Origin of the sequence: Spongiivirga sp. MCCC 1A20706, from assembly GCF_046524175.1 — a bacterium.
In the GTDB taxonomy this organism is placed as follows: Bacteria; Bacteroidota; Bacteroidia; order Flavobacteriales; family Flavobacteriaceae; genus Spongiivirga.
Genome location: NZ_JBEFZF010000006.1, coordinates 217,701 through 233,360, shown reverse-complemented (window position 1 = coordinate 233,360; position 15,660 = coordinate 217,701). Strand labels below are relative to the sequence as shown.

Annotated in this window: 20 protein-coding genes; 9 read left to right on the top strand and 11 right to left on the bottom strand. The window is 37.7% G+C overall.

Annotation, left to right across the window (positions count from 1 at the left end):
- Nucleotides 1–15: 15 nt before the first annotated feature.
- The 9 genes from ABN763_RS15290 (at nucleotide 16) to ABN763_RS15250 (ending at nucleotide 6,114) form a co-directional block, all read left to right on the top strand.
- Nucleotides 16–588: a YceI family protein gene (locus ABN763_RS15290; RefSeq protein ID WP_410486365.1), complete on the top strand. Its 573-nt coding sequence runs from the start codon at nucleotides 16–18 to the stop codon at nucleotides 586–588.
- A complete protein-coding gene (locus ABN763_RS15285; RefSeq protein WP_410486364.1) occupies nucleotides 578–973 on the top strand; it encodes a hypothetical protein in 396 nt (131 codons plus the stop codon). The genes ABN763_RS15290 and ABN763_RS15285 overlap by 11 nt, the downstream gene beginning before the upstream one ends.
- A gap of 22 nt (nucleotides 974–995) precedes the next feature.
- Complete coding sequence (locus ABN763_RS15280) at nucleotides 996–1,844, top strand: DUF5777 family beta-barrel protein (protein WP_410486363.1); 849 nt, start codon at nucleotides 996–998, stop codon at nucleotides 1,842–1,844.
- An 11-nt stretch (nucleotides 1,845–1,855) separates the two neighbouring features.
- Complete coding sequence (locus tag ABN763_RS15275) at nucleotides 1,856–2,146, top strand: heavy-metal-associated domain-containing protein (RefSeq protein WP_410486362.1); 291 nt, start codon at nucleotides 1,856–1,858, stop codon at nucleotides 2,144–2,146.
- Nucleotides 2,147–2,264: 118 nt separating this feature from the next.
- Nucleotides 2,265–3,458 carry a hypothetical protein gene (locus tag ABN763_RS15270; protein ID WP_410486361.1) on the top strand — a complete coding sequence of 398 codons (1,194 nt, stop codon included), beginning with the start codon at nucleotides 2,265–2,267 and terminating at the stop codon, nucleotides 3,456–3,458.
- A gap of 92 nt (nucleotides 3,459–3,550) precedes the next feature.
- Nucleotides 3,551–3,976 carry an OB-fold protein gene (locus ABN763_RS15265; protein WP_410486360.1) on the top strand — a complete coding sequence of 142 codons (426 nt, stop codon included), beginning with the start codon at nucleotides 3,551–3,553 and terminating at the stop codon, nucleotides 3,974–3,976.
- Between the two features lie 2 nt (nucleotides 3,977–3,978).
- Nucleotides 3,979–4,524 carry a YceI family protein gene (locus ABN763_RS15260; RefSeq protein WP_410486359.1) on the top strand — a complete coding sequence of 182 codons (546 nt, stop codon included), beginning with the start codon at nucleotides 3,979–3,981 and terminating at the stop codon, nucleotides 4,522–4,524.
- Complete coding sequence (locus ABN763_RS15255; protein WP_410486358.1) at nucleotides 4,514–5,410, top strand: DUF5777 family beta-barrel protein; 897 nt, start codon at nucleotides 4,514–4,516, stop codon at nucleotides 5,408–5,410. The genes ABN763_RS15260 and ABN763_RS15255 overlap by 11 nt, the downstream gene beginning before the upstream one ends.
- Before the next feature lie 95 nt (nucleotides 5,411–5,505).
- Entirely contained in the window at nucleotides 5,506–6,114 is a 609-nt protein-coding gene (locus ABN763_RS15250; RefSeq protein WP_410486357.1) for a hypothetical protein, read from the top strand.
- On the opposite strand, the gene ABN763_RS15245 is transcribed toward ABN763_RS15250, so the two are convergent.
- The 11 genes from ABN763_RS15245 to ABN763_RS15195 all read right to left on the bottom strand — a co-directional run bounded on the left by ABN763_RS15245 (nucleotide 6,111) and on the right by ABN763_RS15195 (nucleotide 15,602).
- Nucleotides 6,111–7,205, bottom strand: a complete 1,095-nt coding sequence (locus tag ABN763_RS15245; protein WP_410486356.1) for a hypothetical protein — start codon at nucleotides 7,203–7,205, stop codon at nucleotides 6,111–6,113. The two genes, ABN763_RS15250 and ABN763_RS15245, sit on opposite strands and share 4 nt — an antisense overlap.
- Before the next feature lie 3 nt (nucleotides 7,206–7,208).
- The gene (hypE, locus tag ABN763_RS15240) at nucleotides 7,209–8,264 is read right to left on the bottom strand and encodes a hydrogenase expression/formation protein HypE (protein WP_410486355.1); all 1,056 of its coding nucleotides are present in this window, start codon (nucleotides 8,262–8,264) and stop codon (nucleotides 7,209–7,211) included.
- A 116-nt stretch (nucleotides 8,265–8,380) separates the two neighbouring features.
- Nucleotides 8,381–9,478 (bottom strand): hydrogenase formation protein HypD, encoded by a 1,098-nt coding sequence (gene hypD / locus ABN763_RS15235; protein ID WP_410486354.1) that lies wholly within the window; start codon nucleotides 9,476–9,478, stop codon nucleotides 8,381–8,383.
- A 12-nt stretch (nucleotides 9,479–9,490) separates the two neighbouring features.
- Nucleotides 9,491–9,766 carry a HypC/HybG/HupF family hydrogenase formation chaperone gene (locus ABN763_RS15230; protein ID WP_410486353.1) on the bottom strand — a complete coding sequence of 92 codons (276 nt, stop codon included), beginning with the start codon at nucleotides 9,764–9,766 and terminating at the stop codon, nucleotides 9,491–9,493.
- Nucleotides 9,738–12,008, bottom strand: coding sequence for a carbamoyltransferase HypF (gene hypF / locus ABN763_RS15225; RefSeq protein WP_410486352.1), 2,271 nt, complete (start codon nucleotides 12,006–12,008; stop codon nucleotides 9,738–9,740). The genes ABN763_RS15230 and hypF overlap by 29 nt, the downstream gene beginning before the upstream one ends.
- Nucleotides 12,009–12,013: 5 nt before the next feature.
- Nucleotides 12,014–12,715 (bottom strand): hydrogenase nickel incorporation protein HypB, encoded by a 702-nt coding sequence (gene hypB, locus ABN763_RS15220; RefSeq protein WP_410486351.1) that lies wholly within the window; start codon nucleotides 12,713–12,715, stop codon nucleotides 12,014–12,016.
- Between the two features lie 13 nt (nucleotides 12,716–12,728).
- The gene (locus ABN763_RS15215; protein ID WP_410486350.1) at nucleotides 12,729–13,076 is read right to left on the bottom strand and encodes a hydrogenase maturation nickel metallochaperone HypA; all 348 of its coding nucleotides are present in this window, start codon (nucleotides 13,074–13,076) and stop codon (nucleotides 12,729–12,731) included.
- A complete protein-coding gene (locus ABN763_RS15210) occupies nucleotides 13,077–14,561 on the bottom strand; it encodes a hypothetical protein (protein ID WP_410486349.1) in 1,485 nt (494 codons plus the stop codon).
- Nucleotides 14,536–14,802, bottom strand: coding sequence for a hypothetical protein (locus ABN763_RS15205; RefSeq protein WP_410486348.1), 267 nt, complete (start codon nucleotides 14,800–14,802; stop codon nucleotides 14,536–14,538). Before ABN763_RS15205 ends, ABN763_RS15210 begins: the two co-directional genes overlap by 26 nt.
- On the bottom strand, nucleotides 14,802–15,122 hold the full coding sequence (locus tag ABN763_RS15200) for a hypothetical protein (RefSeq protein ID WP_410486347.1): 321 nt from the start codon (nucleotides 15,120–15,122) through the stop codon (nucleotides 14,802–14,804). Before ABN763_RS15200 ends, ABN763_RS15205 begins: the two co-directional genes overlap by 1 nt.
- Nucleotides 15,123–15,602, bottom strand: a complete 480-nt coding sequence (locus ABN763_RS15195; RefSeq protein ID WP_410486346.1) for a hydrogenase maturation protease — start codon at nucleotides 15,600–15,602, stop codon at nucleotides 15,123–15,125.
- Between the last annotated feature and the right edge of the window lie 58 nt (nucleotides 15,603–15,660).

The following is a 15,660-nucleotide window of genomic DNA, read 5'->3' as shown; positions in this document are numbered from 1 at the left end:
CTAAAAACAAAACAAATGGAAAAAATCAAAAATCAGTTAGTGCAATTTATTATGTGGTTTGCATTGCTTTTCGGGGTGGTGATCTTCTCATCGGCCGTCGCGCAAACCAAATACCTGGAAAAAAACGGAGTACTCATCTTTGAGGCGTCGGAGAAACTTTTTGAAGAGGTTAAAGCGGTTAACAAATCGACTACGGTCATTTACAATGAAGCGACCAATCAAATAGCAGCATTGGCATTAATGAAGGGGTTTCGTTTTAAGAACTCCTTGATGGAAGAGCACTTTAATGAAAATTACATAGAGTCAGGAAAGTATCCCAAGGCAATCTTTAAAGGCGAACTTCTAAATTTTGATCCCACCAAAAGTAAGCAAGCAACAGTAAAGGGTATCCTTGAAATACGAGGTAAGAAGAAAGAAGTAGAGACGGTATTAAATGTCCAACAAATAGGAGGGACAATTTCAATGACCGGAGAATTTGTGGTGACGCCACAAGATTTTGATATCGAAATACCTAAAATCGTCCGCAACAAGATTGCAAAAGAAGTGAACGTGAAGTTAGACTTTAAACTGGTAAGCAATGATTCTTAGAAAAAAGTATAGCATTGTTGGTTTTATGGCATTACTAGCTGCCATCATTGGATTTTCAGTCTACAATTATATGTATCAAGATCATAGGGATATTGCATCAGAGCGAGTTGATTTTGAATTAGAATCTTCCTTCTTAAATAGTGTAATGAGTAATACTGACAGCGCTCAGAAATATGTAGATAAAGTAATTCAAACCGACGGCAAAATTACAGCCATTGAGCAAAATGCATTGGTTCTTGACAATGAGGTACATATCAATTTTGGCAAAGGATTTTTGAACAGTCTAACTGTCAATGATAAAGTAACGATAAAGGGCAGGTGCGTTGGTTATGACGATCTATTAGAACTTGTCAAGATCGACCAAGCAACCTTAGTAAATAACTAAATAACAATTAGCATCAACTAACATGAAAAAATTAGTATTCATACTATTGATAATTCCATCATTCATCATAGCACAAGATGATCTGTTAAATGAGATAGACACATATGATGCATCTGATGAATTTGAAACAGCAGCATTTAAAGGATTAAAAATTGTGAATTTCGAATCGACAAAAATGGTTTCAAAAAAAGAACTCTACTTTGTTGTCTCGCATAGATTTGGATCCATTGAAACTGGGATAAAAGACTTTTTTGGCCTCGACCAGGCGGTTACCCGATTAAACTTTATTTACGGCTTAACCGATGGGATCAATATAGGTGTTTCGAGAAGTTCTTTTCAAAAAACATATGAAGCTTCTTTAAAGCTTCGACTTTTAAGACAGAAAAGGGAAGGGATGCCCATTAGTTTGGTACTCTTTAATAGCGTATTAATAAATACATCGTTAGACAAAGATGAACTTCCAAAATTAGAGTTTGATAATAGGTTGGGTTATGCAGTGCAGGCCTTAATCTCCAGTAAGTTGAGTGATAATCTATCACTTCAGTTAGTACCAACGTTATTTCACGATAACTTGGTTGCGTTTGAACCACAAGAAAACACACAGTATGCGCTGGGCCTTGGGGGCAGGCAAAAACTGACTAAAAGGTGGTCACTTAATGTTGATTATGGTCTGCATTTTAACAGGGCATCAGATTCTCCATTTACCAATCCGTTATCAATCGGGTTCGATTTAGAAACTGGCGGACATGTTTTTCAACTTCATTTTACCAACGCACAGCCTATGAATGTGAACACATTTTTGGGTCAAGCCACCGGTGATTGGAGCGATGGTGATATTTTCTTCGGATTTAATCTTTCAAGAATTTTTTAAATCTGCTGATTATGAGAACAGGTATTGCAAAAATTCCAGTACAAAATTCATTTTGTGAGGGTTGTGCAGAAGTAATTAAAAAAAGAATATTAAAAGATCAAGGTGTTCAAAATCTTATACTATTTCCAAGTGAATCGCTTATCGTATTCAATTTCAATTGGGCAAATCAAGTTTCAGAAGTATTAAATATTCTAACAAAACTAGGGTACCCGCCTGAAGGTGATGAGGTGACTACTTCAAGTTATAGGTTGCCCTTCTGCACATGTAAAAGTAAAGACAACAAATATGGCTTAGCTTCTTAAAAAGATAAGATGGCAAAGCAACAATAATAGAAGGATTAGTGGTCTTCCCATCGATCCGAAAAGGCTTCGTAATTGAGGCAAGAATTAATAAAAACTTTAAACACTAATAAAAAAAATCATGAAAAATTTAATTGTATTTATTTTGACTTTAGGACTACTTTATAGTTGTAGTGATGATGATTATGGTTCTGATCCGGTTGATCCCGTAGATCCGCCAGTGGCAGAGAACAATGCTGTTCGATTACGAACAGATGGTAATTTTGGTAATGTAATGACCAATTCAGATGGATTTACATTATACTTCTTTGCACCTGATACTAAAGACGGATCGAATTGTAATGGATCATGTGAAGGTGCGTGGCCCGCTTTTTTCGCTGATAATTTAACACTAGACAATGGGCTAAGTGCTAGTGATTTTGGTGAGATAACAAGAAACGATGGTTCTAAACAAACCACCTACAAGGGCTGGCCATTGTACCTTTTTGCAAATGATCCTAGTGCTGGTGACATTAACGGTGATGGTTCTGGAGGTGTTTGGTTTGTTGCGAAACCGGATTATACTATAATGATCGCTCGATCACAATTGGTAGGTAGAGATATCGATGGTAATGAAACCAACCTCACAAGTACATATGAGGAAGGTGATGAGGATACTTTTTATATCACTGATGCAGAGGGGAACACACTGTATAGCTTCATAAATGACAAGGAAGATACCAACAATTTCACCGCCGATGATTTTAGCAATAACGGTGTATGGCCCATTTTTGAGGCGACTCTGGAGAATGTTCCTAGCGTTCTTGACAAAGCTGATTTTGGAAAAATTAGTATTGGAAATAGAGAACAGATAACCTATAAAGGATGGCCGCTGTACTTTTTCGGGCAAGATGTTGAACGTGGCGATAACTATGGTGTGGGCTTCCCACAGGCAGGAGCATGGCCTGTGCTAAACCAAAACTCTAATCCTGCTCCTGAAGCGTTGGAACCTCCAACCAAAAAGTATTCGATTACAAACCAGGGAGCTACGGCCTATGTTTTTAATGGAGAAGACTTGACTGATGAAGTAAACCCTGATATCACTTTAAAAAGAGGTGAAACCTATGAGTTTACCGTAAATACACCAGGGCATCCACTGTTTATAAAGTCGGCTCAAACTACCGGGACAGGAGATCAGTATAATAATGGGGTTACCGATAATGGAGCTTCGCAAGGGGTGATCAAATTTGTAGTGCCAAATGATGCACCCAATACCTTATTTTACATTTGCGAATTTCACAGTCCAATGACTGGGACATTCACAATAGTAGATTGAAAAAGAGAGAATTAATTTGATTTAGCTTAAAACCTAGGGCAATTTTAGCTCTAGGTTTTAGTAATTTAGCTACTTGATCACGAATTATCAGAATGAAGAAAAATAGGATTTTAATTGGTATTCTGCTTTCATTAATTGGTATCTGTGCTATGATATATATGATGATATCCTACTTAAATAGTCCTGATGTTGTTGATCTTGCACGAGTAGAGCCTACCTACCGATTAGAAGCACAAACTATTATAGACCTGGGTAAAAATCAGGATAACAATTACTTAAAAATCGAAAATGTAGTTGAGATAAACGGAGTTGTAAAAGAAGTGAACAATCTCAATAACCGCATCACAGTGTTGTTGGGGACCAATAAAGATGAATTGTCATGCATTATTTGCGATATGCAAAGTGATCAAAAAGATAAAATAACCAAACTAAAACCAAACGACACCATTAAGATTAAGGGTATTTTTAAAGGATTCTTACAAGATGCCATTTTTTTAAATTGTGTCATTTCTGAATAAAGATGAACAAACTAGTAATTATACTATTACTACCTTTCTTAATCAACCAGCCTTCCACTGAAAAGGTGATTGCCAAACAAGGTCAAGTATCCTTTTTCTCCTATACCTCGGTTGAGCATATTAAGGCAGAGAACAATCAAGTATCTAGTGTTATAGATTTAAAAACTGGGGAAATTGCGGTAAGCATGCTTATGAATGCCTTTGTTTTTGAAAAGGCATTGATGCGCCAACATTTTAACGAGAGTTATATTGAGTCTGATATTTATCCGAAAGCGATTTTTCAAGGAAAAATTTTTGATTTTGATCCTAATATCGAAGGTATACAAACAAGAATAGTTAAAGGTAAGTTCTCTATGCACGGTGCCACAAAGGAGTTAGAGATAAAGGCCAAAATAGAGAAGACAGAGAATGATGAGTTCGTTGTTACTGGTACTTTTGAAGCAATGGTAAGGGACTATGGTATAAAAATCCCACCATTGTTAAAAGGAAATATTGCTAAAACAATTTCGGTAGATTTTAATTTTAAATACGAACCTTATGAAAGCTAAAAAAATACTATTCTTTTTGTTTTTAGGTATGACCGCGTCGTATTTGAAAGCTCAAGATTTACTAGAAATATTAGATAAAGAACAAAAAGACACTCCATTGTACGCGAACTCCACCTTCGCATTCTCAAGAATTAGCATTGGTCATTCCGTTGAAACGCGAAAAACAGGAACGCTTGATATTTTTACCACCAACAGATTTTGGAATCTTCCTATAGAGCGAACTCAAAGTTTTGTAGCTGACCGTATGAGTTCGCGAATTGCTTTAGAATATGGTATTTCAGACCGTTTGTTATTCGGGGCAGGATTTACCACTTTTGAGGAACGCTATGATGCATTTTTAAAATACAAACTGGTAAGAGAAAGAAAAGATGGCAAAGGGTGGCCGTTTAGTGTTTCATTGTTTCAAAATGTAAGTTATTACGACCGGGATTTTTCAAGATTTGGTTATAATGAAACCCTTTCGGAAAGACAGGGATTCACTTCACAATTGTTGATTGCAAAGAAAATTACACCTCAGTTCTCTTTACAGATTTCACCAACTTTTATAAAACGCGGATTGGTATTTCAAGAAACAGATGACCAGGATCATTTTGCGATTGGCTTCGGGGCTCGTTTTAAGCTTGGCAGCCATGTCTCTTTAGTTTCTGAATACTATTATGTTGCAAATCCGGTTGATGGAATTAATACATACGGCCCTTTCTCTCTTGGAGTGAACTGGGAGTTAAGTGACGTCATGTTACAGTTTATGATGACCAATACACCAAGTATGGTGGAGGATGCTTTTATTGTTGAAACACGTAATAATTTCAATTTTAAACCGCCTAATTTTAATTTCGGTTTCAATTTTACTTATACGTTTCATTTGAAGAATAAGCTAAGAAATTAAATAGCACTTCAAAAAAATCATTTTAAGCCTTGAAAAAAGAGGTTGTATAGAGCTCTTTTGTTTTCCTAAATAAATAGTATCTTTCTTTAGTGTTAGTGTTTCCCATTTTTTCAGGATTGATCGCAGCCTTATTACACGTGGTTACAGGCCCAGATCATTTAGCAGCTGTAACGCCGATCGCTTTGGATATGAATAAAAAGCAGTGGAAGGTTGGCTTTCTTTGGGGGTTGGGTAATTTGGGCGGTATGTTGATGATCGGCTTACTATTTCTTTTCTTTAAGGAGTACATTCCGGTAGAGACAATCTCTGTCTACAGTGAACAACTAGTTGGTATTGTATTGCTTATTGTTGGAGGATGGGCGCTGCTAAAAGTATTCCGAAAACCGAAAATCAAAGTAAGTGAAAGGAACACTGATTTTGGTAAATTATCTACAATCGGTATTGGCTTCCTTCACGGGTTGGCAGGTATAGCCCATTTTATTTTATTATTGCCGGTACTTGGTTTTGAATCACAGACAGAAAGCATTCAGTATATAATAGGATTTGCCTTAGGAACTGTTGGCGCAATGACCCTATTTACTGTAGTTCTTGGCATCATAAAAAAGATAAACAAAACTTCGGCTAATTATAATAATAGTATTCGCGTAATTGGAGGTGTATTTGCAATTGTAGTTGGAATTTATTGGCTGTTTACCACCATCTAAAGATTGAGCTTACTTAAAACCAATCGATGATTTCCGGTGTCTGCAATTACTAATTGATCTTTGTAGGTCGAGATTGAAAATGGCCAATATATGGCGCTTTCTGTACCTAATAAATTGCCTTTGTATTCACTACTGGTATTGAAATCAGGTCTACCAATAATTGCTTTTGCAGCTTGATTATTGGTTTTGGGTACTTGGGAATGCCAAAGAATTCTGCTATTTCCGGTGTCATTTACCAGAATACCATTTTTGTAAAAACAGGCGTCATATGTCCAGTTTAAAGAACGTTGATTGGGAGATAGTCCGTATTGATTTTGCCCGCAGGCATCAAAATCAGGTTGGCCGATGATAACATCTGCTTTATGGTAGAATGCTGTTTTCCAATCATACCAAATAAGATTTCTATAAAACTGAGTGTCAGCGACAATCATTTGGCCCTCCACATTAATCTTAACTGAATAAGGCCATATGGGTTCATGATTTTCGTAATCTCTGGTTTGTAAGTCGGGTTTTCCGACGACCTTTGTCGCATTGGTAAAGTTTTTTGTCGGAATAGCATCAAAGTAAAGAATACGGCGATTTCCTGTATCTGCAATCCATATATGCGTACCGTCTGACCATACTCCATAAGGCCAGTTTAAGGTATTTGCATCAGGGTTTGCAGATTGTCCCTCAACATTCGGTTGGTTACCCATAAAATCAGGTTGCCCAATAACGACATCAGCTGCTTGTCCGTTTTGCGTGGGAAGTTCATGCCAAATAAGTACACGATGATTCCAGGCGTCACATATAATCAAAATCGTGCCATCACTCCAGATACCAGATGGGTAGAGTAAGGTAGCTGCAGAAACTGCCCCACCCTGATTACGTTCAGAAGCTTCAACTTCAATTTGGCCTAAAATAACATCGGGTTCTTCATATTCAGTTTGTGGAATTTTGTGCCAAATAAAAACCCGATTTTGCCCAGTGTCAGAAACGAATAGTTTCTCTTTAGCTATGTGAACACCTCTAGGCGCAAGAAAGGGTTTTCTGGCAGATCCTTTAAATAATCGTGCATCATAAACATGCGGACCTAAACTACTAAAATCCATATACTAGCAAATTCTAGGTAGTTGTTGTCCTGGTAACATGCTCACCACACGCTTACCTCCGATGGCACTTTCGCATATTACTTGTTTTGGGTGTGCGGCAACAACTTCGCCTATAATGGCTGCGGGTTGCTCAGGGTTTAGTTTGTGACAAGCGCTAATAAATCTGGTTGCTATATCCTTATCAACCATTGCAATAAACAAACCTTCATTTGCGACATATAGCGGGTCCAAGCCCAATAATTCGCACGCATTGGCAACTTCAGAAAGTATTGGTAAGTCGTTTTGCCTGATGTCAATGCCAAGATCAGTGGTATTGACCAATTCTTTCAAGACAGTAGCTACGCCACCTCGTGTAGGGTCCGTTAGGTATTTAATACTGCCACCAAATTCTTCGATAAGTTGAATAATTTGGTGGTTCAGGTTTTGCGTATCACTTTTGATGGTGGTTTCAAATTCTAATCCTTCGCGAACAGACATGATGGCCATGCCATGGGAAGCGATATTGCCGGATACGATAATTTGATCGCCAGGGCAAATATTTTTGGCAGCAATGTTTGCTTTCGTATGAATACTGCCAACGCCGGAGGTATTGATAAAAATTTGATCGCCTTTTCCTTTTTCGACTACTTTGGTGTCACCAGTTACAACTTTCACTCCAGCCTGCTCGCAAGCCAGTTTTATGCTGACTAGTATTTCCCAAAAATCAGCTACCTTTAAACCTTCTTCAATAATAAAACTAAGCGATAGGTATTTTGGCACCGCACCGCACATGGCTAGATCATTTACGGTACCGTTTACAGCCAATTCACCAATATTACCACCGGGAAAAAAAATAGGAGATACCAAAAAGCTATCGGTCGAAAATGCTGTCTTGCCCGAAAGTTCCAGGGTTGCGCCGTCATGACGCTCATCTAAGATATCATTGCTTAGTAAATCGAAAACTCCGCTATCGAGTAGTTTATTAGTAAGTATACCCCCGCTTCCATGCCCTAGTGTAATGACATCAAAATCTAATTTTGGCATGGGGCATTGAAGCTTCATTTTTATATTTTTTTTCATACGAATTCTAAAAGTAACGCATTATGGATTACAGTGAAATTCCTTTTTTGCAAAAAAAGATTGTAACCAAAAGCTTGACCCTCTGTCACCTTAGTGAAAAAGGGGAATGCCCAACCTTATGATGCTTCAATTAATCCTGAAAAATGGTAGTATGCAGCACAAGCACCTTCGCTACTAACCATAGGTGCACCCAACGGATTGGTAGGTGTACATTTTTTACCAAATTGTGCGCATTCAAACGGCTTTTTTAAACCTTTCATGATCTGACCAGAAATACAATCAGGATGTTCTGGCGCTTCTTCAATTTGAATGTTAAACTTTTTATTAGCATCGAATTGGGCAAATTCAGGTCTTACCTGGAATCCGCTTTCAGGAATTTCACCAATTCCTCGCCATACTTGATTTTTCACCTCAAATATTTGGTTGATTACTTTTTGGGCATCCGGATTTCCTTGCTCCCGAACGATGCGAGCATATTGATTTTCAACTTTTGAAACACTTTGTTCTAATTGCCTAATAACCATTAGGATACCTTGTAAGACATCAAGAGGCTCGAACCCAGTGACTACGATCGGTACCTTATACACTTCTGATAATGGATGATATTGCGAATTACCCATAATGGTGCATACATGACCGGCTGCTAGGAAACCATCTATTTTACTTTCTTCATCATCAATAACAGCCTTAATAGCCGGTGGTACCAGTACATGTGATGCTAAAATGGAATAATTTTTCAACCCTTTTCGGTCTGCATGTATAACAGAAAGGGCATTTGCAGGTGCCGTAGTTTCAAAACCAACGGCAAAAAACACCACTTCTTTATCCGGATTACCTTCAGCAATTTTTACCGCTTCTAAGGGGGAATACAACACACGCACATCACCTCCTTGGGCCTTGGCCTCCAATAGATTTTTCTCTGAACCTGGAACCCGAAGCATATCACCAAATGAACATAAAATGACATTTTTGTCGAGTGCCAAGTGAATAGCTTTGTCAATTAAATGTAAAGGTGTTACGCACACCGGGCAACCGGGACCATGAATCATTGTGATATCGTCAGGCAGCATATCAATGATCCCATTTTTGACCAGACTGTGTGTTTGCCCGCCACACACTTCCATGATCGACCATGGTCTGGAAACTGTTTTTTTTATCTCTTCTAAGTATTGTTTCGCTAATTCAGGATCGCGGTATTCTGATATATACTTCATAGCTTTAATCTTTTATTGTTCCTCCGGTAAATATTCATCAACATCGGTGAGTTCGCCTAGTTCGCCTAATTCTTCTAAATATTTAAAAGATTTTTGCGCTTCTTCTTCATCGACTTTACTAATGGCAACCCCCACATGAACGAGCACATAATCATCAACGTCTACATCGGGTAACATTTCTAAGCTAGCTTCTTTTACAATACCGCCAAATGCCACTTTTGCAAATCTAACGGCCCCGTCATAACGGGTTTCAATACTTTTAATTTTTCCAGGAATCGCTAAACACATAGGTCTCTTTTTTTATATGTTGGACGTACATGAGTTGCCCAAACGAGATATTCTCGTCGTTGCAAGACAACGCACGGTTCAACAATAGTTCTATATTTTCTTTTTCTGTCAATGCTATCAGTTGCTTTACAAGTTGCGCATTTTGAAAGACACCACCGCTGCACGCTACGGTGCTTATTCCCATTTTTTTTGCTTGTTTTATAATGCTATTTGCAAGCGTAAAATGAATACTCGCCGCCAATCGTTTTTTTGGTACTTGATCTTTTAATGAATGAATGCAATTGGCTATTAATGCCTTGCCACTAAAATTATTCTCTGGTAAAAGGTCAATGAGGTCTTTTTCATCATAGGTAGATGCCAGCGTTTCTAGCTGCATAGGTGCTTCACCTTCGTAGGTGTTAAAATCTGCATCACAAAGCAGGCTGGCCAGCGCATCAAAAAGTCGACCTACAGAGCTGGTTTGAAGCTCTTTTTTTTCAATAAGTTTATTGTAAACAGCCAATTCTTGATTACTGAATTTTTCTTTTATAATGGCTAAATCATTTTTGTTTATCAAGCTCAATAATGACAGGCGTGGTTGTTTAGCCATATTATCTCCAGCAATCCACACAAATGGTTCAAGTTGTGTCTTGTGTTTTATTTCATACTTATGGTAGGTGAAAAACTCGCCACCCCATATCGTATCGTCTTCGCCAAAACCAGTACCATCCCAAATGACACCTAAAATCGGTTCTTTGACGTTCCAGCTATTATGTTCACTTAGCACACTGGCAAAATGCGCTTTGTGATGTTGTACTTCATATAGCTCAGCGAGATATTGGTGTTGTAATGACCTTCCTAAAACCGTACTTGCGTAAGTCGGATGTTTGTCTACAATAAGATGTGACGGCTTGGTCTGAAAGATTTCATTATAGGTTTCAATAACTGCTTCTAATCGAACTTGTACTTCATAATGATCAAGATTACCTAAATATGGACTTATATAGCAGTTACTGTATGGAATATAAGCAATAGTACTTTTTAAATGAGCTCCTAAAGCTAACATAGCTGATTGCTTACCAGTGTAATCAAAATAGTTAGGTGCTAGACCTCGACCTCTACGAATAATTATTTTGTAATCTTCAACAAAGCGAACTACGCTATCGTCTTGCGGATGTTCAATGTTCAAGTTGTGATGTACAAAAACATCAGCAACCTTATTTAGTTTTTCGATTGCCTCATGCGCATCTGAAATAATCGGACTTCCATGAATGTTTCCACTGGTTGCGATCAAAGGTTTACCAAAGTGTTGACTAATTAAAACTAATAGTGCTGACGAGGGAAGCATCACACCATGGTTGTTTAGTTTGGGCGCTACATTTTGAGGATGAATCTGTTCATTTTTTGGCTTTAATAAGACAATTGGTCTAAGGACACTTTCTAAGCATTGCTTTTCAAATATACTACAGTCAAAATCAGCTTCAATTGAATTGATATCGGGATATAGTAATGCTAACGGTTTGCTAGGTCGTTTTTTGCGATCACGTAATTGTTGAATTGTAATTGCATTGGACGCATCGCAGAGCAATAAATAACCACTGGTATTTTTTAAAGCTACAATCTTTCCATTTTCCAATGCGTTTGAAACTGATAGCATTTGGTCTTGATTACCATTAATTTCTTCGCCTTTAGCATTGGTAATTTTCAGTTGGGGTCCACAGGCTGGGCAGCTATTTGTTTGAGAATGAAAACGTCTGTTTTCGGGATTAGTGTATTCTTCTTGACAAACAGCGCACATATTAAATTCGCTCAAGGCGGTATGCTCCCGTTCAAAAGGGAATTTCTCCGTTAGTGCAAAACGCGGTCCACAATGAATACAGGTGGTAAAAGGATATTGAAATCTCCTATTTTCAGGTTCCTGAATTTCATCTGCACAGTGGAGACAAATTCCAAAGTCTGCGGTTAGCGCAGAATGTATTTTTCTGCTTTTTTCGGACGGGATAATCTTAAAATCGGAAAACTGCTGCGGTTCTATTTTCTTAACATCCCAGTTTTGAATATTCGCAACTTCCGGGGCTTTGGTAATTATTTCCTGCGTAAAGGTTGTGCTTAGATCTTTGTCAGCATTTACTTTGATAACAACACCCGTCCCATCATTACATACGGTGCCTAATAACCCATATTTTTTGGCTATATGAAATACATGAGGTCGAAAGCCAACCCCTTGTACTTGCCCGGTGATATGTATTTGATGGGTTTGCACCTATACTAATGCTGTTTTTTAGCAGTTACTTTTTCAACCAACCAGTCGCACCATTGATCAATACCTTCTCCATTTAAAGACGATACTTGAAAAACTTCTAACTCATGATTTACCTCACGAGCATCTTTGGTTACAGCTTCTACAGAAAATGGTAAGTAGGGTAGCAGGTCACTTTTACTGACCAACATCATGTCGCTCGTTAAAAACATCCGTGGATATTTTTTAGGTTTATCATCACCTTCGGTAGTTGCCATTAGGGTTACCCGATAATCTTCACCGAGATCAAAGGATGCCGGGCACACGAGATTACCAACATTTTCAATAAATAGAAGGTCAATGTTTGCCAGATCATATTCTGGCAATACTTGGTGGATCATCTGTGCTTCTAAATGGCAAATTCCACCAGTCACAATCTGTAACGCTTGAATACCAGTCTCGCGAATGCGGTCGGCATCTCGTTCAGTTTCTAAGTCACCAACCATCACAGCCATGTTTAATTTATCTTTTAGTTTTTCGGCCGTTTTTTGCATTAAAGTGGTTTTTCCACTACCCGCAGAACTGGTAATATTGACTAATAGCGTTTTGTTTTTTGCCATTTCTTTTCGAATACTGTCGGCAACAAAATCATTCGCTTTTAACAAATTAATATTGGTGTTTTCACATTGCACGGTACCCCGCGCTGTTTGTGTTGATTTAGCTATACTCATTTTCTTTTTCGTTTTAATCGTCAAACTCGACTTTATGAATTAACATTTCTTCTCCTTGGATCAGATTTTTGCTAGGACGTTCACAATTGTCACATATAAACCTATAGTTTTTTACCGTTGTGACATGGTTACATATTTCACATTGTATTTTAATTGGTGTCGATTCAATATGTAAGTCTACTTTTTGATAATGCGGATTCATCATATGCGAGGCTTGGTAGGCATTATGTAGTAAGCGTGGCTCGATGTTAGAAAGTAGTCCTACTTTAAGGTGAATGGCTTTCATTTTTTGAATTTTTTCAGCCTCAAACTCCATTTCTAAGGTTCGCATAATGCTATGTACAATAGATGTTTCGTGCATTTAAATTAAGGTTTTTAATTGTTCAATTCTAGTTAAATGCTCATTAGCTTGTGTGAGCAATTGTCGGTCAGTTACCAGTGTTTTTATTTCTTTTGCCATTTGTTCCATCTCAGAAATTTTGACTTGTTCTTGAGCACTATTCTCATTATGTGATCGCCAAGCCAGTTCTAGCTGATTTAATCTGGTAAGTGCTCTTTCAAACGGAAAACTCTCTGCTGTTCGAACACTTAACGCATCTTTAAAAAGTCTGTTTGCTTTTGCTAGGTTATCATGAAGTTTCGCTTCTGGAAAATCGATGAGTGCTGTAGCGTAATTATGACTTGCCATGGCAAACTCATACGGATATTCCTTTTTGTTATAAAAAGCTAATACCTCTTTAAAAGATGAAGCACAGAATGCTGTCCATATTGGTTTTTCTTCTGGTGAAACAGGAATTTCAGAATAGATAAGTGCTAAGTTATGATGTATGTCAGCAAATTTTCTAGGATGAGTATCCCGCTTAAATACCTTCAGTGAATCTTGAAATGCGTTGATTGCTGCTTTGTAATACTGGGGACTCCCATTTTTAGACCAGGTATATAAAAGGATCGCTTTTTTTAAAGTAGCTTCGCCTAAAAACTCCGGGATCTCAGCATTTCTAAAATGAAGAATCGCTTTATTAATTAATTCTTTGGCTGTGATAAAATCCGATTTGTAATTCGCCATTTCTGACGCATCGACAGCTAGTAGCGCAGCGTTAATATTCAATTGTTTTTCTTCATAAAATTCAATGCCATCTTGTAAAATATTTAAAATAGCATCGAGTTTCTCGGTATTATATGGTACTAATAATTGCCCAATCATTGCATTCGCTTTTTGTATGAGCAATGCATTTTTTGCTTCATTACTTAGCCCTTCTGTTAAATATGCTTCGGCAACTGTTTCGGCCGATTTAAAATCACCAGCATCCAGCAAAAAATTGACATAGTGTTTCGAAGTAAATGCTTTCACTTCGTCACTAACATTATCTTTTAGCGCACGTTCATATTTCGCCTGAGCAGTTTCTAGGTCACTCGGGGTTTCTTGTGCACCATAGTGATAAACTACTGCTGCATTGTGTAAGGATGTTTTTTGAATAGCTTCATTGAGTGGTTGACTAAAAGCATATTCATACTGTAAATAGGTGCCAGCAAGCAATTCGTTATGTAAGGGATTATCATTTTGAATAAACTCGAAAGCCCGTTGCTGATTACCTAGTTTATAATGAACTATTGCTAAGAGATTACCTTCATTTAATGCATGATCCTGAAATAAAATGGGGACTTCGGTATCATGCCAATCAATATTACATTGTATCGTATTATTTTCAACAGTAATCAATTTTTCAGATGCCTTCACTTGCAGTCCCCCAGTTGAGACGGTAACCAACTCATCTAAACGATCGACCGTTGCGATCATCTTTTCGATGGAAATTTTATGATCAATTGTTGTTAATATTGTAATCATCTTTATTTACTTTTTGAGTACCGCGCTTATCTTTTTCCGCAGTTTGTTTCATTGCGTTGGCACTAATTTCAGCTAGTCGCTTTGATCTATAACTGTTAATGTATTTGATCAAAATATGCTTCGGATCATGGGTGTCGATAAATACTAATGAAACTTCCCATCGCCCTTTCACTTCTTCAATGCGATATTGTACTTCTGCGTCGAGAAGCCATTTGCTGTCTGGGTTGTTCCGTTTATTCATTACAAATACACTTTTATAAGCTTTGTTTTTTCTATTAATTCATAGTCCAATATTCTATCACTGGAATCTAAATCATTATCGATAAATATTTCTCGCACCGCTAACGTTCTATCGCCTTTTAAATTTCTGTTCTTCAAAAGAAACTGAGCTGGGTCATGCATTTTTACAAACCATTGACTACTTACGGGAGTAATAAGTAGTTGCGAGTTCGCTTCTACAAAGGCAACATATGCGTAATGAATATTACCAAAAACTTGATCGACCAATACATGATCAAGATAAATATGAGATGATTTTAATTGGATCCCACTTCCATTCATTTAAGCAACAGTACTTTTCAAATCTTCTAAAATGTGTTTCACTACCTTGTCACCAGCAATTTTTGCGTCGTCACTAAGGTCAACTTCTAACTTGGTGTTTTCAACGGCAATTAGGTATACCTGTATATCATCAGGATAATCATCCTGTAATATCTTTTTGGCATACGACAGCGCTTGATCCCATTTCATACCGTGTAAAAAAACCATCGGATCTTCCTGAGGTGCCCTAAGCACTTCTTCAGCTGGAAGCTTAAACAAAGTCCCTACCGGTTCATTGGTGTTAATTACGGCATCGACTAGGATAATTTTGTCATGACCCTTTAAGCCAAACAGTACCTCGAAGGCGGCAGTACCCATGTCGAAAATGCTGATATCACCCTGATTGCCAATTATATTCTTTAATTGCTCGATCACATAAATACCGACAGCATCATCACTCCGTACCGGATTACCAAAACCCATAATAGCAGTTTTGCTCATAAAAGATTCTTTTTAGTCCTTGAATAAGGAAACCTGCTAAGCACTTTGTGCTTAACAG